The following is a 23,972-nucleotide window of genomic DNA, read 5'->3' on the forward strand; positions in this document are numbered from 1 at the left end:
ACAAGGATTACGAACGCTGCTGCCTGCGTCAAGCAGAAGAGTCTTGCGCATCCGCCGCCAAAGAGGCAACCCTGAAACCAAGCCCCGTCGTAGCCGCACCGTTTGTATTCCCTCGTAGTCCGAAAATTTACGGTTTCCGGGTAGAGACTTCCGGGCCATATCCCCGGCTTTATACGAGAAATATTAAATTTCATCAATCACGCTTCATAAGTTATTTTGAACCTTAACATCCTCAGTTTATCAATTTCTGACACCTAATGTCAACCTAAACACGAACAATCGGATTTACACAAAAAATAATGTTCGTATCTAGGGAGTAAGCATGCAGCAGCAAAAACTTCCTGAAGTTTGCGGGCTTTATAAAAGGCGTGGGCTACGGTCGGACACGAAAAGCCGTAAGCAATACATAGGTGGAGCATTGGCGGCCGCTGCGCTGACGCATCGTGATTCCGATCGCTGTTAAACACGGGAAACTGGATTGAACCATACAGGGTGTTTCCCGTGTTTATAGGCGAAAGCTGGCGCTTCTCCATCCACGATTCGTCCGCTCCGCTGGAGCATATTCAACGAGTTTTTTTTGCTGCTGCATAGAGGGTAAGGGAAAAGTATTTTCGCAGAATAAAATAAGGCATATTCTGCTCTTTCATTGTGGTTACTTACAAGGAAGATAAAAGCGAATGTCGAATTCTTAACAACCGTCACTAATATTAAATATGACAAAACATCTAACCCGACATTTATATTTGAATGCCGCAAACAGAATCTATTCTTAGGAGGAACCCATGGCTATCTATCTCGTAAGGCATGGTCAAGATGAAGAAGGGTACCGCGGAGGTTGGAGCCAGCGGGGACTCATAGAGGGGAAGGAATCAGGCAAGCGGAGAAGCTGGGGAAGTACTTAGATCAACATCGTCATGATTTTAATATCCATCGAATCGTATGCAGCGATTTGCAGAGAGCCGATCAGACTGCCGCCATCATTGCCGATAAGCTTGGCCTCCCATTCCAAGCTTTTGAGGATTGGAGGGAGATGAATAACGGTCTGCTCGCTGGAATACCTCACTCTTTAGCAGAGGAGAGGTATCCAGGATTATATTTTTCAAGCTTACGGATGGACGAAAAATACCCTGGCGGTGAAAGCCCCCAAGAGAATTTTATGCGGATTAAGGAAACCTTCACGAGTTTATGCCAGGATCAGCTTGCGGTTAACGATCATGAGAACGTATTGGTCGTCACTCACGGGGGAGTTATCAATATGATTTATCATCTCATTAAGGATATGGCTTGGAGCAATAAGAATCCGTTCTTCCCGGCGGCGAACACCGGGCTGCACAAGATCGAATACCGCGGCGGACGTTGGGAACTTACCCTGGAGAATGCAACACCTCATCTATAACCGAAAGAAGCCTGCCTTTTCCATCACGCCCTGTTCTCTGAAAAAAGCATAGTCTACTGCTCGCCATACTTGATTGCATCTACATATTGCTTGGCTTCAACCAAAGACAATCCTAATTCTTCCCTTACGATTTTAATCGCTTTAATATCCTGTCCATCCGCCAGCAGCTGTCTGACTTGAGCATGAACCGGCGGCTCGGGTATTCCTAGTTGGTTTGCAATTTGATTTAACGTGTTCTGCTGCTGTTTCATTCGCTTCTCCATTGCCGTCATTCGGCTGGAGACCATAAGACCGACCAGAACAACCAAGACCATAAGAAGAATAATTTCCATTTGAACCTCCTCTAACTTTAAAGCACCTACCCTCCTAACGGACCGCTGCTAAAAGAAAAACGTCGATCGACGTACTTTCTCTAAGGCAGACCGCTTTTAGCGGAAGTTTATCTTGCGAGATAAGAATGGGGAGCCTCTGACGTTTATCATTTCTCATCTCTTAAAAAAAGGGACGCCTCAGCGTCCCACTATCCCAACAAACTTTATTTTACGACCAGTACCGGAATTTTTGCATGCTGCACCACGTTATGGCTGACACTGCCTAGTACAAACTCGCGGATTCCGCCAAGACCCCGGCTGCCGATGACAATAAGATCACTGCCATTCTGATTCGCGTACTCCAGAATGACTTCAGCCGGAGGACCCTGGATCATCTCCACCTGCCCGGTGACGCCTGACTTCTCAATCCGCTCGCGGATTTCTTCTTTCGTCTGCACGGCAAGATCGTAGACATCTTTATTAAGTGAAGCTGGAATCGGGGCAAGCCCTTCCCCAACGAAGAAACGCGGAAAATCGTAAGCATGAATGACATCCAGCGTAGCTCCCGGCGTTACTTTGGCAAGTTCAACCGCACGTCCGAGCGCTTTGTTCGCTGCTTTGGAGCCGTCGTAAGCTAGAAGAATTTTAGTAAAAAGCATACAGGCCACCTCTTTCTATAATGAAAAGACCTACTACTTATTATTAAACAACTTCATACCGATATGAAACGAGCTTGCTGACTTGCTGCGATGTTCCTATGTAGTTCAGATTAAACAGACTTATCCCCAGAAATACGTGTATAGCGCGACATTCACGACTAACAACAGCGGCACTCCCAGTTTAAATGATAAATGCCTCGTTTTATGACGTTTGCGGTACATGGCAATCCATACACCCAAGGCCCCGCCAATGGCAGCCAGCAGAAACAGCGTTCTCTCCGGAACGCGATCCCGTCCCAACCGGGCACGCCGCTTATCCTCGGACATGACCAGATAGGCTACCGCATTGATAAAAATAAACCAAACGATCAGTGCAGGTCTCACGTTGGTTCACGCACCCCCATTCCAACTGATCGATCTTGCCCAATCAGCCATTCGCTTTACGTTCTACCGCTATTATAAAACCGCAGGCTAATGAAGACAATGCCGGCTAAATAATCTTAGCCATGACCAAGCCATATATGAATGCCATTATTAGGACACGGCCGAGATCATAAATCCAACGGACCCGTGTCCGGCATAATGACAACCAGATCATGCTCAACCACTACGAAAACTTATGATTCATTCTTGGATATTTCATTCAGGCTTGGAACATAGTCTGCAGCCTTTTTCGGTTTGAGGGTCTTGCTCTCCTCAAGAATGCTTGATTTGTTCTGCTGGTTTTCGGTTTTTCTTGCTTTATGATTCGGCATGCAAATCACCCCCTGTCCGTAGAATGAGCTATTGCACCCGAGGTTATGCTAACAACGGCAAGAAAAACGCATTTCAAGCCTTGGGAGATGCACCATTGCAGACTATTCCTTCCCCTTCTGCTCAAGGGCCGCCTTCAACAGGTCGCCCAGGTTCGAGCCGATCGTCTCCGGCTTGCTGTATTGCTGCACGAGCTTCCGCTCCTCGCGTTTGTTCACATGCTTGGCGTCCTTCTTCAGCGTTTCCGTAATGCCGCAGCCAAGGCACTGCACGAACAGCCCCGCCTTGCCTTCTTTCATCTCCATCTTCTTGTGGCACTGCGGGCAGCGGCGGTTGGACAGACGCTTCTCGCCTGAACGCTTGTATCCGCAATCGTCGCTCGGACATACTAGCAGCTTGCCGCGCTTGGTCTTCTTCTCAAGCAGCCTGGTGCCGCAATCCGGACAGTGGCTGTTTGAAACATTATGCGGTTTGTACTCCGCATCGCTTCCCTTTACATCCGTGACCAGCTTCTTGGTCATGTCCCGTATTCCGCGCAAGAACGGTTCCGGCTTGCCCTGCCCCTTTGCGATCCGTTCGAGCTCGGCCTCCCAACGCGCCGTGAGCTCCGGTGTTCTTAGCTCTGGAGCGACAAGCTCAATCAGTTGCTTGCCTTTGCCTGTCGGATGGAGGGTTTGCCCCTGCCGTTCGATCGTGTCCGAGCTAACCAGCTTCTCGATGATATCAGCCCGGGTCGCGGGGGTTCCAAGCCCGTGCTTCTCCATCTGGGAGAGCAGCGCCGCTTCGTTATAACGCTTCGGCGGCTGGGTACGTCCCGGTTTCAGCACGCAGCGGACCACCTTCACCGACTCTCCTTCTCGCAGCTCCGGCAGGAGCTTGCCTGAAGACTGGCCCTGAACATCGTCCTGCTCGTCATCAGCGTCATCATCATAATCGCCGCCGTATACCTCGCGCCATCCGCTGTCCTTGATCGTAGTCCCTTTCGCGTAGAGCTGCTCCCCCTCAATCTGAACGGTAACCGATACGTTATCGTAGCGGGCAGGAGGATAGAACAAGCTGATGAACCGGCGTACGATAAGATCGTACAGCTTGCGTTCATCGACAGACAGCTGATTCAGCAGCACGGTTTGTTCGGTTGGAATGATGGCATGGTGATCCGTAACCTTGCTGTCATCCACGACCCGTTTGCCTGGCGATAAATTTTTGCGCAGCAGCGGGCGGGCAATGGACGCATACGGTCCGATCGCAATGCTCGACAGTCTCTCCTTCAACGTTCCGACCATATCGGATGTCAGGTAACGGCTGTCCGTACGCGGATAGGTGACCAGCTTATGCTGCTCATACAGGCGCTGCAGCACATTCGAGGTCTGCTTGGCCGAGAATCCGAATCGACGGTTGGCATCCCGCTGCAGTTCGGTCAAATCGTATGCCAGCGGATGCGGTTCAGTTTTCTCGCTCTTTTTCACGCTGACGATTTTTCCGGTGCTGCCCTCCAGCTTCTGCTTCAGCTTGGCCGCCTTATCCTTCTCGAATAAACGACCGTCTCCGCCGGACGGACGCCACGATACCTCAAAGCTCCCCAGATCCGCCTGCAGCGTCTCATACTCCTGGGAGCGGAAATTCACGATCTCCTTCTCCCGGTCCATAATCATCCCGAGCGTTGGCGTCTGAACCCGGCCTGCCGACAGCTGTGCATTAAATTTGGTCGTCAGCGCACGCGTCACATTCAGTCCAACCATCCAATCCGCTTCCGCCCGGCAGCGTGCGGACTCATACAGCCGGTCGAACTGCTGCCCCGGCTTGAGCGATGCAAAACCTTCCTTGATCGCCTTATCCGTCTGGGAAGAAATCCACAGCCGCTTGAACGGCTTGTTCCACTTCGCCATTTTCAGGATCCAGCGCGCCAGCAGTTCTCCTTCACGGGCGGCATCGGTGGCAATAATCATCTCGCCAACGTCCGCGCGCTTCATCAGATGCTGAACCGTCTTGAACTGGTGGCTTGTTTCCTTCAGCACCTTAAGCCTTGTGTTATCCGGCAGGATCGGCAAATCCTCCAGAACCCAAGTCTGGTACTTCTTATCATAGTCCTCGGGTTCGGCAAGTCCTACCAAATGTCCAAGCGCCCAGGTCACAATATATTTCGGTCCTTCAAAATAATTCTTCTGCTTCTCCCGGCTGCCCATTACTCTCGCAATTTCCTTCGCAACGGACGGCTTCTCAGCCAATACTAATACTTTCATAGCCCTCCCCTTCCTCTGTTCTCCTATTATAACCTCCCCTCGATTGTTTCCACAAAGCTAAGTCAGATCGTTTTCTTAGCCAGCCATGTGAACGTAGGATTGGCACATACCGGACAGCCCTGCTTCTTCAAATCCTCAATCGTGGAAAAATCACCCTGCACGCCCACCTGCAGCTCGCCCTGACATTGGATGCATCTGTAGGTTCGAAGCGTGCGCCTAACCTCGCCTGTGTAGAGCTCATCCTCGAAAGTGTCCGTCAAATGCGGCACCGTAAATTCCGTCGTTGTCAGCACGATCATCTGACTGCTATTGCCGATCATCTGCGCTCCGATGTATTGATTGAAATGAAGCAGCACCTGCTTTACCGACAAACCCATACGGACGAATTCACGCTGCATGGACCATGTGAAATCGGGAGATTTGTGGGCGAAGGAGAGAAAGATGGGGCATCCCTTCTCGCGTTTCAACGCGCTAATCCCTCTGGATAAGAACAGAGTCAGCCCTGGGAGCGTGTACGGCGGATCCGTGAAAAAGCAGTCATATTGCCCGTCCCAGCCCTCAGGCAAAGGCTGCCTGAGATCGATATGCCTGCATGTAACCGATAAGCCTTCTTTTGCAGCCGCGCCCTGGATAAACCGGAGGAATCGCTCATCGATATCCATTACGGTAATGTTGGCTCTCTGGTCCTCTGCGTTCGGGAACAGCCGTTTAAGCAGCAGGCCCAGCGAGATGCTCACGAGATCGTCATCGCCCACGCACAGGATGTTTTTCCCGATCAGGCTGTGCTCCCTCAGAGACAGAATCGCCCTCTTTAAACTCGTCTCTACCGTGCACTGGGATTGGTCGATCTGTACATCGACTTGGGGACGCAGCTCCAGAATCTCGGTAAGTCTTGCGAGCACATCCGACAGCTCAGTCCGCCAATCGGTGTCGCCGGCTAGTAGCTTTTGATACAAATCTGCATCGATTCCTCCGTATCCCAGCTGTTGTTCGACATAGAGCTTCCCGGCAGAGGTGCAGCGCACCCCCCGCTCTTGAATGAGAGCCCCTGCCTTGATGAGCTCCTTCTTGATCGCCGCAGCGACCGGAACCGGTAGATACGTATGACGTGCCAGCTCTTTGGTTGATATACCGGGCTGCATATAACTCGCTACCAGCAGCTGTTCGATCACCTGGACGCCCTCCTGCAGAGAAACCTTGGTTTTCACTTCTTCTATATAATGGATCATGTGATTCACGCTCTTTTCCTGAGATATGGTGTTGCCATTGCCCCTGGAAAAGAACACACGTGACCCCATACGTGCTGCGGTCATGAAAAAAGGACAGAAGTCTATGAACCATCGTCCACCTTCTGTCCCCCGAGCGGGAAGCCGTGCCCAGGGCACGGCTGTACAGTCAATATATAAGGGATGGCTGTTGTGTTCTTAACCAGGTGGACTCAAAGCCATCGCGCCATGACAAATAAACCTCACATAAAGTGGGTTTTTGCCGCAAAAAGCACAAGCCAGAGTCCTATACAATTTGGTTAGTTAAGAACACGCACCGACATCAAGACAGCTCCCCTATTTTCGATATGAATCCCGCCGACTAAAATCTGTTGGCCATAAAAATAACATCCTTCTTCACTTCAAAACCGTGTTTCCGATAGAAATCTTCCGCCGGAAGATCCTTTTCTGTAAGCAATACCATGCAATGAACGTGAACTGAACTTAAGTATGCCTTCATTCCGTTCATCAGTGCCGAGCCTAATCCGCTGCCCTGCAGATCGGTATCGATAAAATACTCCTGGATATAATATTCCTTACCGCTATACCAGCTCTTCGTATGACCAAAAGAGGCTCCCAGGATCTTGCCCTCCTGTTCGATAACAAATCCCAAAAACACCGGATTGTCCATGAATTCCGCGAGGTATTGCTGCACATGCAGCACGGAGTCCCACTGGTCAAACCAGGGTTCGCCGCTAAAGACCTTGAGCATCAGCTCCGAGCATGCTTCAAGGTCGGATTTGTCCATCAATCTAACATTCTGATTCGTCCCCATTAAGCCGCAACCTCCCAGGATCTGTGAATGATATCGTAATCCCCGACAAACCTAGCCGTCCGGATCGTTATGATAGGAGCAAAGTCATTCCGACTCGACTCCTTACCTACTATCGGGTCATGGCTCACGTTCCTTTCCGTGGAGGGATCCAATCTTTCCGCCAAAATAGCGCGCGCCCGGTACAGTCGGGATTTCACCGTTCCTTCCGGTATCCCTACGATCTTGGCGATATGGCTAATCGGCATATCCCGGTAATAGTGAAGCTGAATAACCCTGCGTAAATCTTCTTCCAGATAAGTCACGGCCTCGTTAAGTTCGATCGCTTCATACGGCAGGACATCGGCACCCCCGTTGTCAGGTTCAACCTTACGCAGCCGCTGCTGGGAGCGCAGCAGTTGCAGGCATTCATGAATGAGAATACGGGACAGCCATGTTTTGAAATAAGCAGGCTCTTTCAAGGTAGGGATAGCGATGAAGGATTTATAAATCGCTTCCTGTACCGCATCCGCGCAATCCTCTTCCCGCTTCAGATACAAGCGGGCTAGTCCATACAAATTACGCTCGCAAGCGTGGATCAGCCGGCTAAAGGCTTCCCGATCCCCACGCTTGGCAAGCTGAACATCGCACTCTATATTGGATTTCTTGTTCAAGTTGGGAGACCTCCTTTGCAACACTTCCTTGGCCTTACATAAGTTAGATGCCTGAGAACGTGCTCAGGTTCACGTCAGTTCATTATTTTTTTAAAAGCTGGTGTTACAATTACCTTCATCTTCGCACATTTCCGCTAATCATTTCCATATTGAATATTTATCATATTAAAAAACACCGCAAGGTCATCGCCCTCACGGTGTCTCGTTCAGCCTATAAATCGTTCATATCATGAATTGCATGATTAGATCCGTTCTCATTCAATTCGTACCCTTATCCACATATCGTCCTTGCTCGGGAACGGCCAAACGGTCAAAGTCCCGGGCCAACCGCGCAAGCGAAGCTGTTAGCTCTTCGCCGCGCATGGAGACCCCGTGCCCCGTGACCAGAATTCCGGGATTCAGGCTTGCCAGGCGGCGAACCGATTCACGCGCCAGATCCCAGTCCGGGGTAAAATACATCGGCGGCCCGTGCAGCTCCTTCTCCTGCCCGATGACGGCAAGCGCTGACTCTTGCTTCACCGTAATGACCGCGTCTCCGGCCACGAGGACTCGATCCCGTTCACGAAAAAGGGAGATATGGCCTGGGCTATGACCCGGTGTCGGGATCCATTTGAATTCAGGAAGACCCGGCACGCTGCCGTCCTCCGGCAGAGGTTGTATCCTTGCGCCCAGATCGATGGCTTTGTTCGGATACATCGGGGCAACGCGGGCCATCAATCCGCCGCCTACGCTTGGATCTCCCGGTGGATAGTCTTCCTTTCCCGTGAGGTACGGCAGCTCATCCCGATGAGCATAGACGGGGACGTTCCAGCGATCGGCCAACTCCTTTACATTGCCCACATGGTCGAAATGGCCGTGCGTAAGCACGATGCAAACCGGCGGCTTTCCGAATCTTTTCTCAGCTTCTTCTACTATGGAGCCTTCGAAATTTCCGAGTCCCGTATCAATCAGTACCCAGTCTCCGGTTCCCGGCGTACCGACCATCTGGATGTTCACCATGACGGTACGCAAGGATAGAATATCCGGCGTAATCTCCTCGGGCTCTACTGCACCCGTCTTTAACATGCTGTGGTCATTCATTATGGAATCGCCCCCATTTCTCGTTGTAAGTGCTTCTTGTAATAACATACCCGTTTTGGCACTTTTCAACGAAGAAACGGTGATTTTTACTGAATGATTTTGTTGAGACGCTCCAGATAACGCCAGCGAGTAATAAAGAAATAAATGATCTGTATGCTCAGGAAGAATATGAAAATCTTCAAACTGTGCCCTACGATCGAGAAGTCTACCAGCTGCTGCAGGGCTACGAAGGCAACGCCGCTGTGAATAAGTGCAATCAGCATCGGCAGAAAGAACATAATGACAAGCTGCTTAGTAATGATGGTGCCAAGCTCTTTTTTGCTGAGACCGACCTTGGCTATCATGCGATACTGCTGTTCATCCCGGGCAAGATCCGCGTATAGCCGGAAATAAACAAAGCTTGCCGCGAAGGTGAAAAACACGATGCCGACCAAGCCGCTCACCATAAGCAGGATCCCGTTCTGCTGCTGGGCGCTTTTCCAATCCAAATACAATGATTTTAGATAATAGCTGTAGTCTTCATTCTCCTTGAGACGATCCAAAATCGCTCTAGACACATCCCCTGTATTCTTCCAATCCTGTACGTAATACGTATGGTATGCCGCATAACCGTACTCCTGATCCTGTTGTGCCTGGAACGCATCCTCGTACAAACGGTCGGATACGACCAGCGTCTCGCCGTAGGTTGCCGGTACAGCAATGAACGTTTCAGCTTTGAGCACTTTTACGGTTTCCGATTTCTTGCCGATTAATACTTCGAACTGATCATTCAAGGGACCATCAATTCGGTAGCTGTTCTTCTCCGTTACCGTTCCCGGAGTCAAGATCCCTTCAAGATCGCTCAATGTTTCTGCCGGGTAACCCAGCGACTGAATGAGACTGTTATATTCGCTCAGCTTAATCAGCTTCACCCCGTTATCCGAGAAAATCGGGGTAACCTCCGCTTCCTTGTAATCGAATCCGCTCTTTCTGAGCTCCTCCCTGATGATATCCAGATGTCGATTCCCTCTGTCCGCATCCTCTTCATACATGGAATACGTAAAGGCATAAGGGTTCTCCATGGCCGACAGTCCCGGATCCCCGATCGCGAGCGTGGTACCGATCCCGGTAAAGGCGGATGCCGAAATGACCGATACGAGGAAGAACATCACCGCATTGTCCTTGATTCTGTACAGCAGCTCCGATATCGTCAGCAGATTGGTTCGACGGAAGAAAAATCGTTCCTTCTTCTGCAAGTACCGCATGAAGAACACGCTGAACTGGGTGAACAGAAAATACGTGCCGATGATGACGAATACAACGCCCCCAAGCAGCAGAAACAGATTGAAAATTTGAAGAATCGCAAAAACCATAACCATGCCGTATCCGGCACCAATCAACAGCACAGCCAGAACCGCCAGCCAAGGCGATGCTTTCGGCTGCGGCTTGGGGCTTTCCTCTGCTTTCACGAGCGCAAGCAGCGTACCCTTCCGCAGCATGAACGAGGAGAACAGCGCAATCAGCAGGAACAAAACGGCATAAGCCGCTGCCGTGATGATCAGCGATTGGAGCGGAAAATAAAACGGAAGTCCGGTATCCACAGCCAGCAGCTTGGCGCTGATTAACAGAATCAGCTTGGAGAACAGCATGCCCGTCCCAATCCCGGCAACGATCGCCGCAACGCCAATCAATATATTTTCGATAAACAGCATCCGGTTCAATTGCTTGCGGGACATGCCGAGAATCAGCAGAATGCCGAACTCCTTTTTCCGGACCTTGATGAAAGCCCCCACCGAATACAGCAGGAAGAAGAATGAAAAAACGAACACAATGTACTGGGATACCGTCATGCCCATCGTTCCCAGCATGGACATGGTACCGCTGGAGGAGACCAGGCCGTCCTTCAGCTGCGGGTGAAACGACAGCAGCCCGTAAGTAAAGAAAATCATGACGGAGAAGGCACTGCTCAGGAAATGGGCAATATACGTGCGCTTGCTGCGCAGGACATTGTTAATGGCGAACTGGCGAAAATTCATGTCCCGAACCTCCCAGCAGCGATAACACATTGATGATTTTTTGATAGAAGGCCGATTGGCTCTCACCGTACGTGATTTCGTTGTACAGCTGTCCGTCCTTGATAAACACCACCCGATTGCAGTAGCTTGCGGCAACCGGATCATGGGTGACCAGCAGCATCGTCACGTTGTCTTCCTTGTTTCTCCGGTCCATAATTTCCATGACGTCGCGCGCCGATTTGGAGTCCAGGTTCCCCGTCGGTTCATCGGCCAGAACCAGCTTCGGTACGTGGATCATAGCCCGTGCTACTGCTGTCCGCTGCGCCTGTCCCCCCGATATTTCATACGTCCGCTTGTCCAGAATGGATGTGATGCCCAGCTTCTCGGCCAATATACCGACCCGGCGGTTCATCTCATCCAGATCCACGCCGTCCAGCGCCAAGGGCAGCAGAATGTTCTCCTTGACTGTCAGCGTATTCAGCAGGTTGAAGGACTGAAAGACAAATCCAAGCTCACGGCGGCGGAACATGGCCAGTTTATCCTGGGATAAACGGAACGGATCTTCCCCGCCGATGGTGATCTCCCCGGATGTGGGACGGTCGATGGTGGATATCATGTTAAGCAGCGTCGTTTTTCCGCTGCCGGAAGGCCCCATAATGCCAACGAATTCCCCTTCGTTGATGCTCAAATTGATATTGGAAAGCGCCTCGTGGGACACCGCGGCCTTATAGACCTTTCCCAGATTGCGCACGTTTAGAATTTCCATCTTGTAAACCTCACCTTCGTTATTTCAATCTTGTAAGGTTAGTGTATAGCATCCCCGGAGCTTCTCCTATCGATCACTCTTTCACCAATCTTACATCGGTGTAAGATTCATGCGCTAATGACAAATCTACAGCTGGATTACGCTAAGGCGATCTGAATGCGTCTTGTTCGTTTCTCTAGGACGCGTCGAGTACGTCACTTATGCGCTTCTTTAGACCGCTCCAAGTGCGTAACGTTCCTACGATCGCTGTTGCCCCCAAATTTTCTGAACGATTACACTGTGGTGAAAATTCGGGTGCAAAGGCGACCGCTTCGCTTCTTCGGAATCGTTTCGTCCTCTTTCGCTGGTGTGTGCCGATACCTACACATGATTTAAAACAAAAGAAAGAACCTTATCTCAGGGCTTCATGATGATTTCAATAACCATCGTTTATCCGAGATAAGGTGCTATCATAAAGTATTTATGTGGATTACTGTACCGCTCCATAATCTAAGAATGACTTAAATATGGTCTGATTGACCCTACTCGGCGCCTAAATCCATACTGTTATTTTAATTTTAAATAGCCAACAACCTTACTTAACATCATAAGACATCGCCAGTCAGACGCCAACAGGACTACTTGTCCCGAGTCTCACCCCGAGAAAATCAACCTCACGGTCGTTCCTCTCCCCGGCTCGGATTCCAGCTCGATTCGATGGTTCATTTTATGGACGACCTCCTTGACGAGATACAGGCCCATGCCGGTGGATTCCTTCAGCTTGCGCCCGTTTTCCCCGGTATAGAACGGGTCGAACACCCGCTTCATGTCGGATTTGGGTATGCCCATTCCCCGGTCCGTGATCTCCAACACAACATGGCGGCGATCCTCGCTCCGGTGGGCTTGAATCGTCACTTTCAGCCCGGTACCGGCGGAATATTTGATGGCGTTGGACAGCAGCTGCAGCATGATGAACCGAAGCCACTTGGCATCCGTCTGGACGGTGAGATCCGAGTCTATTCGCACTTCCGGATACACATGGCTGTGAATAAAGTAGCGCTTGTTCTCGTGGACCGTTTCGACTGCAATCTGATGAAGCTTCACGGGCTCCACGCTGAAATCCTGTTCAAAGGTTTCGAGCCTGGACATGTAGAGCACCATCTCCAGCCCGCGCCGAATCCGATCAGACTCTTCGGATATACTCTTGAAGGAATCGTTATCATCCTCTTGCGTGATCATCTCAATGACGGACAGCGGCGTTTTCATCTGATGCACCCATTGATTCATGAAGATCATATGCTCTTTCCGTCGGCGCTCCCACTCTTCCATGACCGTGCGGTATTGACGGTACTGCTCTTCCATCAGCTCGCTAAGGGCCGTAGGCAGTGGGGCCGATTCATTATGCTTGATCGATTCCTCCAGCGACCTGATGGGCTGTGACAGCCGCTCATAGAATTCCCGGTGCGTGAAATACCGGAATGCCAGGTATCCGCCCAGAATGGTCAGACCGAGGAATACCGCATAAGCCGCTGTCACCGGATGATCATAACCGTCATACCAGAATACGAGCAGCACCACGAACAACGCGGCGACCGTAAATAAAATTAAGGGCAGTTGCTCACGCCAAAACAGCTTTTTCATAGCCTTACCTTACCTCTTCCAAACCGTGTGCAGCCGATACCCGGAGCCGCGGATCGTTTCCAGCGCATTCTCAATCCCTAACTCCGCAAGCCGTTTGCGCACCCGGTTAATATTCACGCTGAGCGTATTATCGTCAACGAACGTATCATCCCACAGCTTCTCCAGAATCGTCTCGCGCGTCACAAGCCGGGGGCTCCGGCTCAGCAGCGTTTCCAGAAGGATTGTTTCTTTTTTCGTGAGTATGGATGTCCGGTCCTCGAGAATCAGCTCCATCCGTTCGGGATACAGGACCAGCCCGTCCTTCTCAACCGTACGCTCGGCGGATGCTGCCGCATAATCGCCATATACGCGGCGCAGCTGGCTGTGGATTTTGGCGATGACGATATCATAAGCAAACGGCTTGGTGATATAATCATCGGCGCCGTTCTCCAACGCCCGTAACTGATCGGGGGTCCCGTTCCGAGCGGATATGAAAATAATCGGACAGGTGGATACCGATCTGATCTGCCGGCACCAATAATATCCGTCAAAGCTTGGCAGATTCACGTCAAGCAGAACGACATGCGGCTTTATCTCGTGGAATTGCTCCAGCACATGATCGAAATCCTCGATGATTTTCCCATCATTTCCGTACCGTTCGATATGCGATTGCAGCAGCCCCGCCAGCTTGGGGTCATCCTCAACAATCATAATTTTGTACATCCGTTCTCCCTCCATGAAGCGTCAGGCCGCCCTTTCCCTTCCGAGAAGAATTTGCCTGATGGTTTATGATTCCCTAACGATAGCCGCTTCAAAAAAGTTGGTCCCGTCCGGCGATATGCCCTGTACGTACACCCGATTGTTCTCTTCGACCGAACGTCTGATCAGCATCGTATCCTTCAGCCTGGCCTCGTTATGATATGTAATCTTGAAGCCGGTCACCTGCCCTTCCCGAAGCTCCTGCACATCCAGCACGTCAAAGCACAGGTCTGCATAACGGGCATTATTCAAATGACCATTCGTATCGATTCCACTGTACCGGACCATATACGTGTACGCCTCATCCAGCTGTACTCCTTCCGGCAATACGGCTTTGCTTGGCAGTTCACCAACCGTTTCCTGACCGATCGGCACCTCGAATGGAAACATGGACGGACGCAAAATTTTCCGTTTATGAATATCCACGAGCGCCCATACCGAGCGGGCTTCGCCCAGCATTTCGCCATCGCCGTTCTTTATTCGATAATCCCGATGCCACAGCGCTCCTTTAGACCCGCGGCTCCAAGTGTCAACATATACGGTTTCCATATCCCTTGGCATCCGCTGCATATTAAGCTCCAGTGTAATCAGCATCCAGCCCATTCCCCGCTCGATCATCTCCTCGCGACTAATCCCGAGCGCCTCAATATGCCGGTCAGCCGCTCTTTGCAAAATACTGAGCAGCGAAGACCAACGGCAATCCCCTTTAAAATCTGCATCAACCGATTGAATCGTATATTCTTCTGTCCATTTCTCAACCATGCGTCCCATGCCAGCTCCTTTATTATTTTCAATCTCAGAATAATTCAAGCATAATCAAAAGCCCCGCATTTATCAAAGAATGTCATGGTATTTCGACTACTGGAAAAAAGTGATTTCGTCATCATCCGGTTTAAAAGTCACGTCTTTGGTTAATAGTAAGGCACAAACAACTATAACTTATACGAGGTGATAAACAATGAGTTTTCTTTGGTCATTAATCGTTGGTGGTATCATTGGTTGGATTGCAGGCTTGATTATGGGCAGAGACATTCCCGGCGGTATCATCGGTAACATCATTGCTGGTTTTGTCGGTGCTTGGCTGGGTGGACTTCTGCTTGGATCTTGGGGACCGGAAATGGGAGGATTCTTCATCCTACCTGCTCTGATCGGCGCCGTCGTGCTTGTCTTTATCGTCAGCCTGATCATGGGTTCGATGAGACGCGGCCGTTCCTAACTTGATTGACATGGATTCTTGGCTTTCATGATGCGAGTTACCGGCAACTGCACGATCCAGATCACCCAACGGTATTCGCGAATGAACCGATAAAATCCACAACAAAACAGGGTGACCTATTCGCCATCATGGCGGTAGGTCACCCTGTTTTTACATGCTCCCCTTTCTTTTTCAAGGAAGAGGAAGTCCTTGCTTCTTCGCATAATTGCCCCAATGCGGCCTGCGTCCGTCGATGTCGCTAAACCCGTATTCATCCGATAAATCCCAGCTGGTTAGCGCCTTGCCGCTCTTGTCGGCAACACTGGGGTCGGCTGCAAGCGCCGCAATGCCCTGCGCCAGGAAATAGGGGGTCTCCGACTCGATGAAATGCGGATCTTGCGCTGCGGCATCCTGCCAATTGTCTTCCGTCACGCCAAAGTGATCCAGCATTTGTTCGGAACGCAAAAATCCCGGCGTAACGGACAGTGCCGTTACCTGATAGGGACGCAACTCCTCCGCCATGGCTGCAGCCAGGTGGATCGCCGAAATTTTTGCCAGGCTATAATACAAGTTCCCGCGATATCGATACGTAGATCCATCCGTAACCTCAATGACCAATCCCCCGCCGTTCTCCACCATAAGCGGAACACCGTAATAACTGGTGATCATGTGCGTGGTAACCGCTCGTTCCTGCATCAGCAATCCATCGGACAGAAACTGCTCCCAGAACGGGATATTCCAGTGCGTGAGGTTCTCGCCTCCCCATATATCATTGACAAGGATGTCAAGCCGTCCTTGCTGCTCCTCACGAATCCGTTCAAACAATGCCTTTACTTGCTCCTCCACCGTATGGTCACATTGCACGGCGATGCCGATTCCGCCTCGCTCTGTCACCATATCCGCCGTGTCGTCAATCGTCTCGGACCGCTTGATATCCGATACCTGACCCCGTACGCTCCGTCCTGTGCAATACACCGTTGCCCCAGCGGCGCCCAGCATCACCGCAATGGCGCGGCCAGCCCCTCGGGTCGCTCCGGCAACAACGGCTACTTTTCCTTGTAATGGCTTATGATCATTCTTATTCATAGCGAGACCTCCAACCTGTATACTGAATGTTCTCAACATCCTTATCGTATCAGTCATATATGACATCCCTTGTCTTATATCCGTGCTACAATACAATTATCTTCTACAGATATTAAAGAGGTGACATGACTTGAGGGCGGATCGTCTATTGTCCATTATGCTGATGCTCCAGAACGGAGGTAAGAAGAATACCCGGTATTTGGCGGAGCAGCTCGAGGTATCGGAACGAACGATCATACGCGATATGGAAAGCTTAAGCTCGGCGGGTATTCCCGTCTATGCGGAAAGAGGCTCCCTCGGCGGCTGGGTGCTGGAGGAGAGCTATCGAACGAACCTGACCGGGATGACGCCTGACGAGCTTATCTCCCTGCTAGTCTCCAGTCACAGCCCGCTGATCGGGGATTTGGGAATCCGCAAGCAGTTTGATGCAGCATATCAGAAATTGTTAGCCTCTTCTCCGCGCTCCATTCGGCAGGACGCCGAAATCATTCGGGAGAAAATCCATATTGATGGCGCAGGCTGGCACTCCTACCATGAATCCCATCCGTATCTTACCGTGCTTCAGGAGGCGCTATGGCTGGATCGTATCATCCGAATACAATATATGAAGGGGGAGGAGCGGGTCGAAAGAATCATTCATCCGCTGGGGCTGGTTGCCAAACGCAGCACCTGGTATGTGGTCGCGGAATCCGAAGGCGAGCTGCGAACCTACCGTGTATCGAGAATCGTGGATGCCGTCATGTCCGAGGATACCTTCGAGCGCCCGGCTGATTTTAATCTAGCTGAGTATTGGGAGGAGTCGCTGGCACGGTTCATGCAGAATCTCCCGCAGTATCCGGCACAGGTTCGAATGACCGTTTCTCTGATCAAACGCTTTGAGCGGGAGCGATACGTAAAAATAATCCGGTGCGACTTGGAAAGCCAGCACGACGGATGGGTTGAGGCCGATTTGGAATTCAACACCTTGGAATCGGCTTCGGCATTTCTTCTAAGCTGCGGAGCGGAAATCGAGGTGATTGCTCCGCAGGAGCTGCGCGAGCATGTCAGCACAGCCGCAAAAGCCATTTCACGGCTGTATGAATAGATCATAAGAAAAACACCTACCGACGTACCTTCTCAGATGACAGACCGCAGTTAGACGAAGTTTTTCTTGCGATATCAGGAAGTCCAGCTTCGAAGTTTATACTTTCTGATATCTATAAGAAAAACGCCTACCGACGTACTTTCTCAGATGACAGACCGCAGTTAGAGGAAGTTTCTCTTGCGATATCAGGAAGTCACAAGCTTGGAAGTTTATACTTTCTGATATCTATAAAAAAGCACCAGGCAAACCGCCCCGAAATTGGAGGCTTGCCTGGTGCTCTTTACTTCGTTGATATGAGCCATCATTATTGAATGGTGTGGAGAGGCTTTAGGTTGGCTTCAATCTGTTCCCGCTTCGGCTCCAGGAACGGCGGCAGCGCAAGGGATTCGCCGAGATGATCGATATGCTCATCCGTGTCAAAGCCCGGGCCGTCGGTGGCCACCTCGAACAGAATACCGTTAGGTTCCCGGAAATACAAGGAACGGAAGTAGAAGCGATCGACAAATCCCGAATTCGAAAATCCAACATCGCCAATCAGATCAATCCAGGACCGGAGCTCCTCCTCGTCCTCGACGCGGAATGCAACGTGATGAACGCCGCCCCGGCCAAGCCGTTCCTGCGGAAGATCCGTTCGTTCCTCCACGTGCACTTCCGCTCCCGTACCGCCTTCTCCTGTCTTAAAGACCAGGATATCCGGCTGCCCGTCAACTGGCGAAGCATAGTGCCCTTTGTAGCGGAAGCCCATCAGCTCCGTCAATACCTTCACGGTCTGCACCGGATTAGGCACGGTCAGCTGCACCGGACCTAAACCGATGATAGCGTATTCCGCCGGAACCGGACCCTTTTCCCATGGGATGCCTCCAGGAACTCCCTCATTATGTTCATCCGAAACCAGAATGATGCGCTGCCCCTCGAAGTCCCTGAAGAGAAGTGTTAATCGGCCGGCGCGCTCCTTGATCTCCTCGCGTTCTACCCCGTGTTCATCCAGCCGCCGGGTCCAGTATTCCAATGCGCGGTCGCTGGGCACGCGCAGGGATGTTGCCGAAATGCTGTTGTTTCCCTCACGGGTCCGGCCGGCCATCGGAATTTCGAAGAAGGTAAGCTCCGTCCCGGGGTTTCCTTTTTCGTCGCCGTAAAACAGATGGTAGACCGACACATCGTCCTGGTTCACCGTTTTCTTAACCAAACGCATGCCAAGCACCTTTGTATAAAATTCGAAGTTGCGCGAAGCCGCAGCCGTTAACGCGGATACGTGATGAATTCCTTTAAACTTCATGACTTCAACCTCCATCTATATGATTTATTCGTCATTAATGAAACCATGGTAACCATCCTAGGCACCTGTCCTGTTTGGTTAAACGCCTTATTCGAAAAAGCAGCTTCATCCTTGCTTCTTTAACTTATCTTGTGTATCTGCTGCTTAATCTCAGTTTAGTATTTAAACCTTAAATCGTCAAGTCTTAATATTAAGATATTTAAAATAAAAATAACAGAACTCCCTTTTTCCCTGATCAAACCGGAAAAAATGGATCTGTTATTCATTCCCTGCTGTACTGAAACCTATCCTCATAGGATTGGCCCATTAACACCACGAACAAGGCATAAGCCTCTTTATGTCTTGGATATCGCCTCTTCGCGATACTCGGAGGGCGTTTTCCCTGTTATTTTCTTGAATACCTGCGTGAAATATCGAGGATCCTGATACCCTACCAGCGGCGCTACCTGGTATACCTTCACATCCGTATTCAGCAAAATGCTCTTGGCCTTCTCGATCCGGCATTCCGTTAAGTACTCCAGAAACGTATATCCCGTTGTGGCCTTAAACAGGGTACAGAAATGGCTGATGCTCAAATCCGCCAGCTCCGAAACCTCTTCAATGCTGAGATCCTTCTGATAATTTTCCGCGATATAATCCTTGGCCTTACCCATAACGGCCTGGACATTGTCCTTGGCCTGCCCCGACCGGCTCTCGGCAATCCATTTGCTGAAATGGCTTTTAATGACATCCATCAGCTGCTGAAGGGTGCCGGATGCATGAAGCTCCTGCAGCAATTCCTCCAGCGACCACTCAAACAGCACCTTCATATGCTCAAACTGCCGATACAGCACAACGCTCATCTCCAGCAGCACCCGCTCGGTCATTTCCCGGCTGAAGGCATGCTCCTCGATATAAGCCTTGGTCTCGTCAAAAAGCTCCTGCAGCCGCTCCTTGTGAAGCGTGCGGATGCTTTCCACCATGAGCGACTCGAGATGCTTCGGATACTTCGCTTCGCTGGCCGTTTCCATTACGGAATCGGGAGTCCCGACAAACACACCCTCTTCCCCGGAATAGAACCGCTGGTATAACGCGCGGACTGCCGTCTCATAAGCCGTTCCCAAGCGGTCAATCCCGGCCATACTGGGACTGAAGCCGACCGAGCAGGACAGCTTCGTATTCCGCTTGATCAATTGCACCAGATCCCGGCCGATGACCTCCTGCCGCTCCCTCGTCAGGTTCGGAAACAGCAGCACCCATTCCCCGCTACGGAAAGGAAATACCGTTAACCCGCCATGCTGCAAGGACCATTCCTCAAGGACGTTCCGTACGGCAAACAGCCACAGGCGCTTCTCGTCCATGCTCCATGACTCGTTAAGCCGCAAGTAATGATCCAATTGAATGACGGCCATCGTGTATCCATGCTCCAGCTCGCTGTCCTCCAGCCACTGCATATGCTGCAAGGGGCTTCGGTTCCCCTCGATAAATTCCGTCAGCATCCGCTCCCGGGCCAGCAGCGATAGAACCTTGATCGAGTGCAGCATTTGGTCATCCGCAATCTGCTTCTCCAGGGCTCTGGCCGCCTTGGCTATCGTCTCCGTCAGCTCATCATGATCGATCGGCTTCAGCAAGTAATCGAATGCCCCTTCGCGCAGCGCTTCCCTTGCGTATTCGAATTCACCGTACCCGCTAATAAAAATAATGATCCGCCGTGCCTGATCCGCCTTCAGCTCCTTCATGAGCGTAATGCCATCCATTCCCGGCATCCGAATATCGCTGATGATCATATGCGGCGACACTTCACGCGCCAGCTTCAGAGCGCCGTCCCCTGTCTTAGCCTCCCCTACGACTTCCAGATCCAGCTCATCCCAGGGAATGGCTGCCCTTAGACTGCGCAGAATGATCGGCTCATCATCAACCAGAATGACTCTGAATTTACCGTCCGATCCGCCCATGATGTTCCCCCCCTGTCTCTTTTGGTTACTCCGGCACCGTGTTTCGCCTAAGCTGCCAATAGCGCACCGAGGCCTTCTGAATCTGTTCCAGTGCGGCGGCAGCTTGCGTCCGTCCTCCAATCATATCCTCGATCACTTTAAGGAATAAACGGTTCACCTCAGGTGACAGCTTGTTATCGTATGGCAAAAACGTACTCGTGGATTCCTCCATCAATTCCGTGACCTGGGCAAACACCGGCCCGGTTTTGTTTGAATCATAGGCAATCTTCATCGAAGGAACGCGGAGCCCTTCATACACCAGCCGTGTCTGCATCTCTGGGGTATAGAACATGCCCAGCAGCTCCAAAGCCGCTTGCTTTTTTGACTCATCCAAATCCGATGACAGCCCGATCCCGATCGTGTATCCGCCTGCCAAGGACCGTTCTTCGCCGGGAAGAAGGGAGGGAAAGGGAATGACGCCTACCTCATTCTGAAAATCCGGATGATCCTCATTCCGGAACAGCGTGATATCCCAGCTGCCGTTCAGATACATCGCCGCCTTTCCTTCGGTGAACTGGGCTATCGCTTCTTCCGTGGAAATATTATTTGCGTTCGGACTGAACGCTTCTGCGTTGATCCACGACTCCAGCTGCTCAAACGCCTCCAAATACGACTCATGCACAAAGCTGACCTGATCCTCTCCTTCAACCAGACGGTCAATCAGCTCCGGGCCCGCGTACCGATCCATGAAATAATGCGCAAAAATCCCTGCCGGCCAGCGGTCTTCGTTCCCAAGCGCAAAGGGAATGATATCGTTCTTGCGAAGCTTCCGAATCACCTCATTCAGCTCATCCAGCGTCTTCGGAGGCTCCAGGTCCAGCTGCCGGAATAAAGCCCGATTATAATAGATCGGCTCCGCGTGCCCCTCAAAAGGCAGACCGTAAATCCGATTGTTGAAGGTCCAATGGTGCAGATCCTTGAATTGCTCTTTCAGACCGGTATCCTGCAAAAAATCCGTTAAATCCATCAGCCGGTTGGATCTGGCATAGGGCACGATCTCGGCTCCGCCGAATAGGACAAACATATCCGGCGGCGTACCGGTGACCATCTCGCTCTTCAGCTTTTGTTCCCGGTGAATCGTTTGATCGATGCTTTCAAAGTTCACCTTTACATTTGGATGCGCTTTCTCATACGTGCGAACAATGCTCTCGAATATGGCCAGCACCGGTCTGTCATGCTCCTTGTTCCAGAAATGCCGAAACGTCAGCGTAATTTTCTCGGGCTGTTCCTCCCGGGCCGGTCCCTGACTCTGCACCGTAACCCACGCGACAGACAGCGCCAACAGAGTGGCATATCCGACAATCCAGCCCCAATTCCAAAACCATCTCACTCTGCAGCACCCCCTGTCATGTCAGTATTTTCGGTATTCGGATTCGTATCAAGGAGCCGTAACCGGGCGAGGAACAAATCATCAATCCGTAACGGCTGCCAAACCGGATCCGCAGCCTTTCATGTACATTCTTCAGACCGACCCCGTTCTCGCGATACTTCTTTAGTTGTCCCGGGTCCGTATTCCATAGCTTGATCAGCGTTTCCGGATCAAAGCCCGGACCGTTGTCCTCCACATCGATCACGATATCCTCGCCGTCCTCGGACACCCTGATGGAGATCAATCCGCTTTCCTCCATCGGCTCAATCCCGTGATATAAAGCGTTCTCAACAATCGGCTGAATAATCAGCTTTTGTGTAACGTAGTGCCTCAGTTCATTCGGAAGCTCAATGCCGTAATCGAATTTTTCCTCAAATCGGAATTTCTGTATCCGCATATAATGCTGGACATGTTCCAGCTCCATGCTAACCGGTATGAGCTCATGATGCTCGCTGATGCTGATGCGAAGCAGCTTACCAAGGGAGACCACCATCTTGCTGATATCCTTGTTTCCCTGAAGCACGGCCATCGAATTAATCGATTCTAGTGAATTGTATATAAAATGCGGATTGATCTGAGCGACCAGCGCCTGCATCTCCGCTTCCTTTTTCCGTGCTTGTTCCGTCTCAACCTGTCCGATCAGCTCCTGAATCTGCGTGCTCATCCGGTTAAAGCCGTCAATTAACAGATCCGTCTCGTCCTCCGCCACTTTATGCGATGGGATCGGAACGAAGATACCCTGCTTAACGCGCTTCATCCCGTTTACCGCGCTGATGATGCTGCGCACCATTCTGCGCACAAAAAAACGGTCGAACAGAAATGCCGACACGAGCGAGATCAATCCCAGAATCAAGGCCAGATTACGAATCGAGACCGATTCGGCCGAGATGAGTTTGCTTGGTGTGATGGCGACCAGAAACCATTCTTTATTGTGAGAAGGTGAATACGTGATCAGCGATTTTTCATCTGCATATTGATCGATATAATAGCCTTTTCCATTCGTATAGCTATCCGACAGAAACGGGAATGCCGTCCGCTCCCCGATATGCCCGCCTGACTTGCTGAACACGATCCGCCCCTGCTTGTTGACCAGCAAAATATCTCCCTGCTTCAGCGTTGCCGCCTCCCAGAATACCTGATCGAGCAGATCCGGCTTCACATAAATCACGACGGTCCCGATATCCTCCAGCGAGTAATAATCCTTAATGACTCTGGATTGAATCAAAACGGGAGAACCGGATGCCGCAGAGCCGTTCTCGCCTGGACCGACCCATACAGGGCGCCCTTCCGCCTTCTCCACCGATTCATACCATTCCTGGTGCCTCAGCTCCTGAAGCTCCATTCCGCTATTCGTATGATAAAGCAATTGGTCGTTCGAATAAAAGGCAAACGACGCAATCATCGGATGATTGATCAAATTGTTGATCTCCTGCCGCTGCTCGTAGGTAACTGCGTATTCCGGCTGCTTCAGCATCTGCTGAACCGACTGCTGGGTGATCGCCGAGTTCGAAATCGTCGTGATTTCATTCAAGGCGAACTTCAGCTTCCGATCCGTCTCCAGAAGCGAAATCCAGTAAAAATCATTCGACTTCTTCTCCATCGCTTCCGAAAAGCTGTAATAAGATACCCCGCCCAGCGCGATGACCGGAATGAAGACCAGAAGAATAATAGCCAGCAATATCTTTCGGCGGAGTTTCATGGATCCTTCCTCCCTCCACTCTACTATGTCTATTATTCTTCAT

At 51.0% G+C, this 23,972-nt stretch carries 22 protein-coding genes and 1 riboswitch; of the genes, 3 read left to right on the top strand and 19 right to left on the bottom strand.

Annotated features, from left to right (window positions below; genetic code table 11):
- Positions 1-95 precede the first annotated feature (95 nt).
- Positions 96-197: riboswitch (purine riboswitch) on the bottom strand.
- A 689-nt stretch (positions 198-886) separates the two neighbouring features.
- Positions 887-1,396: a histidine phosphatase family protein gene (locus ACETK5_RS27325; protein WP_394059111.1), complete on the top strand. Its 510-nt coding sequence runs from the start codon at positions 887-889 to the stop codon at positions 1,394-1,396.
- 53 nt (positions 1,397-1,449) lie between these two features.
- Here the strand turns inward: ACETK5_RS27325 and ACETK5_RS27330 are convergent, their stop codons facing one another.
- From ACETK5_RS27330 to ACETK5_RS27395, 14 genes are all read right to left on the bottom strand, one after another.
- Positions 1,450-1,728, bottom strand: coding sequence for a hypothetical protein (locus ACETK5_RS27330; protein ID WP_100540292.1), 279 nt, complete (start codon positions 1,726-1,728; stop codon positions 1,450-1,452).
- 203 nt (positions 1,729-1,931) lie between these two features.
- The gene (locus ACETK5_RS27335; protein WP_394059050.1) at positions 1,932-2,366 is read right to left on the bottom strand and encodes a universal stress protein; all 435 of its coding nucleotides are present in this window, start codon (positions 2,364-2,366) and stop codon (positions 1,932-1,934) included.
- A 120-nt stretch (positions 2,367-2,486) separates the two neighbouring features.
- Positions 2,487-2,750 carry a DUF1294 domain-containing protein gene (locus tag ACETK5_RS27340; RefSeq protein WP_100540290.1) on the bottom strand — a complete coding sequence of 88 codons (264 nt, stop codon included), beginning with the start codon at positions 2,748-2,750 and terminating at the stop codon, positions 2,487-2,489.
- A gap of 233 nt (positions 2,751-2,983) precedes the next feature.
- On the bottom strand, positions 2,984-3,121 hold the full coding sequence (locus tag ACETK5_RS27345; protein ID WP_012819087.1) for a hypothetical protein: 138 nt from the start codon (positions 3,119-3,121) through the stop codon (positions 2,984-2,986).
- Positions 3,122-3,223: 102 nt separating this feature from the next.
- Positions 3,224-5,359: a DNA topoisomerase III gene (locus ACETK5_RS27350; RefSeq protein ID WP_394059053.1), complete on the bottom strand. Its 2,136-nt coding sequence runs from the start codon at positions 5,357-5,359 to the stop codon at positions 3,224-3,226.
- 62 nt (positions 5,360-5,421) lie between these two features.
- Positions 5,422-6,588 (bottom strand): bis-aminopropyl spermidine synthase family protein, encoded by a 1,167-nt coding sequence (locus tag ACETK5_RS27355; RefSeq protein ID WP_100540288.1) that lies wholly within the window; start codon positions 6,586-6,588, stop codon positions 5,422-5,424.
- A 358-nt stretch (positions 6,589-6,946) separates the two neighbouring features.
- Positions 6,947-7,399 (bottom strand): GNAT family N-acetyltransferase, encoded by a 453-nt coding sequence (locus tag ACETK5_RS27360; protein ID WP_394059056.1) that lies wholly within the window; start codon positions 7,397-7,399, stop codon positions 6,947-6,949.
- On the bottom strand, positions 7,399-8,049 hold the full coding sequence (locus ACETK5_RS27365; protein WP_100540286.1) for a sigma-70 family RNA polymerase sigma factor: 651 nt from the start codon (positions 8,047-8,049) through the stop codon (positions 7,399-7,401). Before ACETK5_RS27365 ends, ACETK5_RS27360 begins: the two co-directional genes overlap by 1 nt.
- 258 nt (positions 8,050-8,307) lie before the next feature.
- Complete coding sequence (locus tag ACETK5_RS27370) at positions 8,308-9,129, bottom strand: MBL fold metallo-hydrolase (protein WP_100540280.1); 822 nt, start codon at positions 9,127-9,129, stop codon at positions 8,308-8,310.
- An 86-nt stretch (positions 9,130-9,215) separates the two neighbouring features.
- The gene (locus ACETK5_RS27375) at positions 9,216-11,144 is read right to left on the bottom strand and encodes an ABC transporter permease (protein WP_326116269.1); all 1,929 of its coding nucleotides are present in this window, start codon (positions 11,142-11,144) and stop codon (positions 9,216-9,218) included.
- The gene (locus ACETK5_RS27380; protein WP_100540278.1) at positions 11,119-11,889 is read right to left on the bottom strand and encodes an ABC transporter ATP-binding protein; all 771 of its coding nucleotides are present in this window, start codon (positions 11,887-11,889) and stop codon (positions 11,119-11,121) included. Before ACETK5_RS27380 ends, ACETK5_RS27375 begins: the two co-directional genes overlap by 26 nt.
- A 633-nt stretch (positions 11,890-12,522) precedes the next feature.
- Positions 12,523-13,509: a sensor histidine kinase gene (locus ACETK5_RS27385; RefSeq protein ID WP_394059059.1), complete on the bottom strand. Its 987-nt coding sequence runs from the start codon at positions 13,507-13,509 to the stop codon at positions 12,523-12,525.
- Between the two features lie 9 nt (positions 13,510-13,518).
- Positions 13,519-14,211 carry a response regulator transcription factor gene (locus ACETK5_RS27390; RefSeq protein ID WP_100540276.1) on the bottom strand — a complete coding sequence of 231 codons (693 nt, stop codon included), beginning with the start codon at positions 14,209-14,211 and terminating at the stop codon, positions 13,519-13,521.
- Between the two features lie 63 nt (positions 14,212-14,274).
- On the bottom strand, positions 14,275-15,009 hold the full coding sequence (locus ACETK5_RS27395; protein WP_394059113.1) for an acyl-[acyl-carrier-protein] thioesterase: 735 nt from the start codon (positions 15,007-15,009) through the stop codon (positions 14,275-14,277).
- A 196-nt stretch (positions 15,010-15,205) separates the two neighbouring features.
- Between ACETK5_RS27395 and ACETK5_RS27400 the strand changes: the two genes are divergently transcribed.
- Positions 15,206-15,463 carry a GlsB/YeaQ/YmgE family stress response membrane protein gene (locus ACETK5_RS27400; RefSeq protein ID WP_006208269.1) on the top strand — a complete coding sequence of 86 codons (258 nt, stop codon included), beginning with the start codon at positions 15,206-15,208 and terminating at the stop codon, positions 15,461-15,463.
- Positions 15,464-15,634: 171 nt separating this feature from the next.
- On the opposite strand, the gene ACETK5_RS27405 is transcribed toward ACETK5_RS27400, so the two are convergent.
- Positions 15,635-16,528, bottom strand: coding sequence for an SDR family oxidoreductase (locus tag ACETK5_RS27405; RefSeq protein ID WP_394059062.1), 894 nt, complete (start codon positions 16,526-16,528; stop codon positions 15,635-15,637).
- Positions 16,529-16,658: 130 nt separating this feature from the next.
- Between ACETK5_RS27405 and ACETK5_RS27410 the strand changes: the two genes are divergently transcribed.
- On the top strand, positions 16,659-17,612 hold the full coding sequence (locus tag ACETK5_RS27410) for a helix-turn-helix transcriptional regulator (RefSeq protein WP_394059063.1): 954 nt from the start codon (positions 16,659-16,661) through the stop codon (positions 17,610-17,612).
- A 304-nt stretch (positions 17,613-17,916) separates the two neighbouring features.
- On the opposite strand, the gene ACETK5_RS27415 is transcribed toward ACETK5_RS27410, so the two are convergent.
- The 4 genes from ACETK5_RS27415 to ACETK5_RS27430 all read right to left on the bottom strand — a co-directional run bounded on the left by ACETK5_RS27415 (position 17,917) and on the right by ACETK5_RS27430 (position 23,929).
- Positions 17,917-18,888, bottom strand: coding sequence for a ring-cleaving dioxygenase (locus ACETK5_RS27415; RefSeq protein ID WP_394059065.1), 972 nt, complete (start codon positions 18,886-18,888; stop codon positions 17,917-17,919).
- A gap of 335 nt (positions 18,889-19,223) precedes the next feature.
- Complete coding sequence (locus tag ACETK5_RS27420) at positions 19,224-20,822, bottom strand: response regulator transcription factor (protein ID WP_394059067.1); 1,599 nt, start codon at positions 20,820-20,822, stop codon at positions 19,224-19,226.
- A 25-nt stretch (positions 20,823-20,847) separates the two neighbouring features.
- Positions 20,848-22,191 carry an ABC transporter substrate-binding protein gene (locus ACETK5_RS27425; RefSeq protein ID WP_394059069.1) on the bottom strand — a complete coding sequence of 448 codons (1,344 nt, stop codon included), beginning with the start codon at positions 22,189-22,191 and terminating at the stop codon, positions 20,848-20,850.
- A 16-nt stretch (positions 22,192-22,207) separates the two neighbouring features.
- Positions 22,208-23,929 carry a cache domain-containing sensor histidine kinase gene (locus ACETK5_RS27430; RefSeq protein ID WP_100540269.1) on the bottom strand — a complete coding sequence of 574 codons (1,722 nt, stop codon included), beginning with the start codon at positions 23,927-23,929 and terminating at the stop codon, positions 22,208-22,210.
- Positions 23,930-23,972: the final 43 nt, after the last annotated feature.

Origin of the sequence: Paenibacillus ilasis (assembly GCF_043195395.1) — a bacterium.
Lineage (GTDB): Bacteria > Bacillota > Bacilli > Paenibacillales > Paenibacillaceae > Paenibacillus_AQ > Paenibacillus_AQ lautus.

Bases quoted from the DNA above. Each gene is read 5' to 3' on its own strand.
- ACETK5_RS27420 (WP_394059067.1), bottom strand. From the start codon at position 20,822: ATGGGCGGATCGGACGGTAAATTCAGAGTCATTCTGGTTGATGATGAG.
- ACETK5_RS27380 (WP_100540278.1), bottom strand. From the start codon at position 11,889: ATGGAAATTCTAAACGTGCGCAATCTGGGAAAGGTCTATAAGGCCGCG.
- ACETK5_RS27355 (WP_100540288.1), bottom strand. From the start codon at position 6,588: ATGATCCATTATATAGAAGAAGTGAAAACCAAGGTTTCTCTGCAGGAG.
- ACETK5_RS27400 (WP_006208269.1), top strand. From the start codon at position 15,206: ATGAGTTTTCTTTGGTCATTAATCGTTGGTGGTATCATTGGTTGGATT.
- ACETK5_RS27405 (WP_394059062.1), bottom strand. From the start codon at position 16,528: ATGAATAAGAATGATCATAAGCCATTACAAGGAAAAGTAGCCGTTGTT.
- ACETK5_RS27385 (WP_394059059.1), bottom strand. From the start codon at position 13,509: ATGAAAAAGCTGTTTTGGCGTGAGCAACTGCCCTTAATTTTATTTACG.
- ACETK5_RS27370 (WP_100540280.1), bottom strand. From the start codon at position 9,129: ATGAATGACCACAGCATGTTAAAGACGGGTGCAGTAGAGCCCGAGGAG.
- ACETK5_RS27330 (WP_100540292.1), bottom strand. From the start codon at position 1,728: ATGGAAATTATTCTTCTTATGGTCTTGGTTGTTCTGGTCGGTCTTATG.
- ACETK5_RS27430 (WP_100540269.1), bottom strand. From the start codon at position 23,929: ATGAAACTCCGCCGAAAGATATTGCTGGCTATTATTCTTCTGGTCTTC.
- ACETK5_RS27395 (WP_394059113.1), bottom strand. From the start codon at position 15,009: ATGGTTGAGAAATGGACAGAAGAATATACGATTCAATCGGTTGATGCA.
- ACETK5_RS27345 (WP_012819087.1), bottom strand. From the start codon at position 3,121: ATGCCGAATCATAAAGCAAGAAAAACCGAAAACCAGCAGAACAAATCA.
- ACETK5_RS27390 (WP_100540276.1), bottom strand. From the start codon at position 14,211: ATGTACAAAATTATGATTGTTGAGGATGACCCCAAGCTGGCGGGGCTG.
- ACETK5_RS27350 (WP_394059053.1), bottom strand. From the start codon at position 5,359: ATGAAAGTATTAGTATTGGCTGAGAAGCCGTCCGTTGCGAAGGAAATT.
- ACETK5_RS27375 (WP_326116269.1), bottom strand. From the start codon at position 11,144: ATGAATTTTCGCCAGTTCGCCATTAACAATGTCCTGCGCAGCAAGCGC.
- ACETK5_RS27415 (WP_394059065.1), bottom strand. From the start codon at position 18,888: ATGAAGTTTAAAGGAATTCATCACGTATCCGCGTTAACGGCTGCGGCT.
- ACETK5_RS27360 (WP_394059056.1), bottom strand. From the start codon at position 7,399: ATGGGGACGAATCAGAATGTTAGATTGATGGACAAATCCGACCTTGAA.
- ACETK5_RS27335 (WP_394059050.1), bottom strand. From the start codon at position 2,366: ATGCTTTTTACTAAAATTCTTCTAGCTTACGACGGCTCCAAAGCAGCG.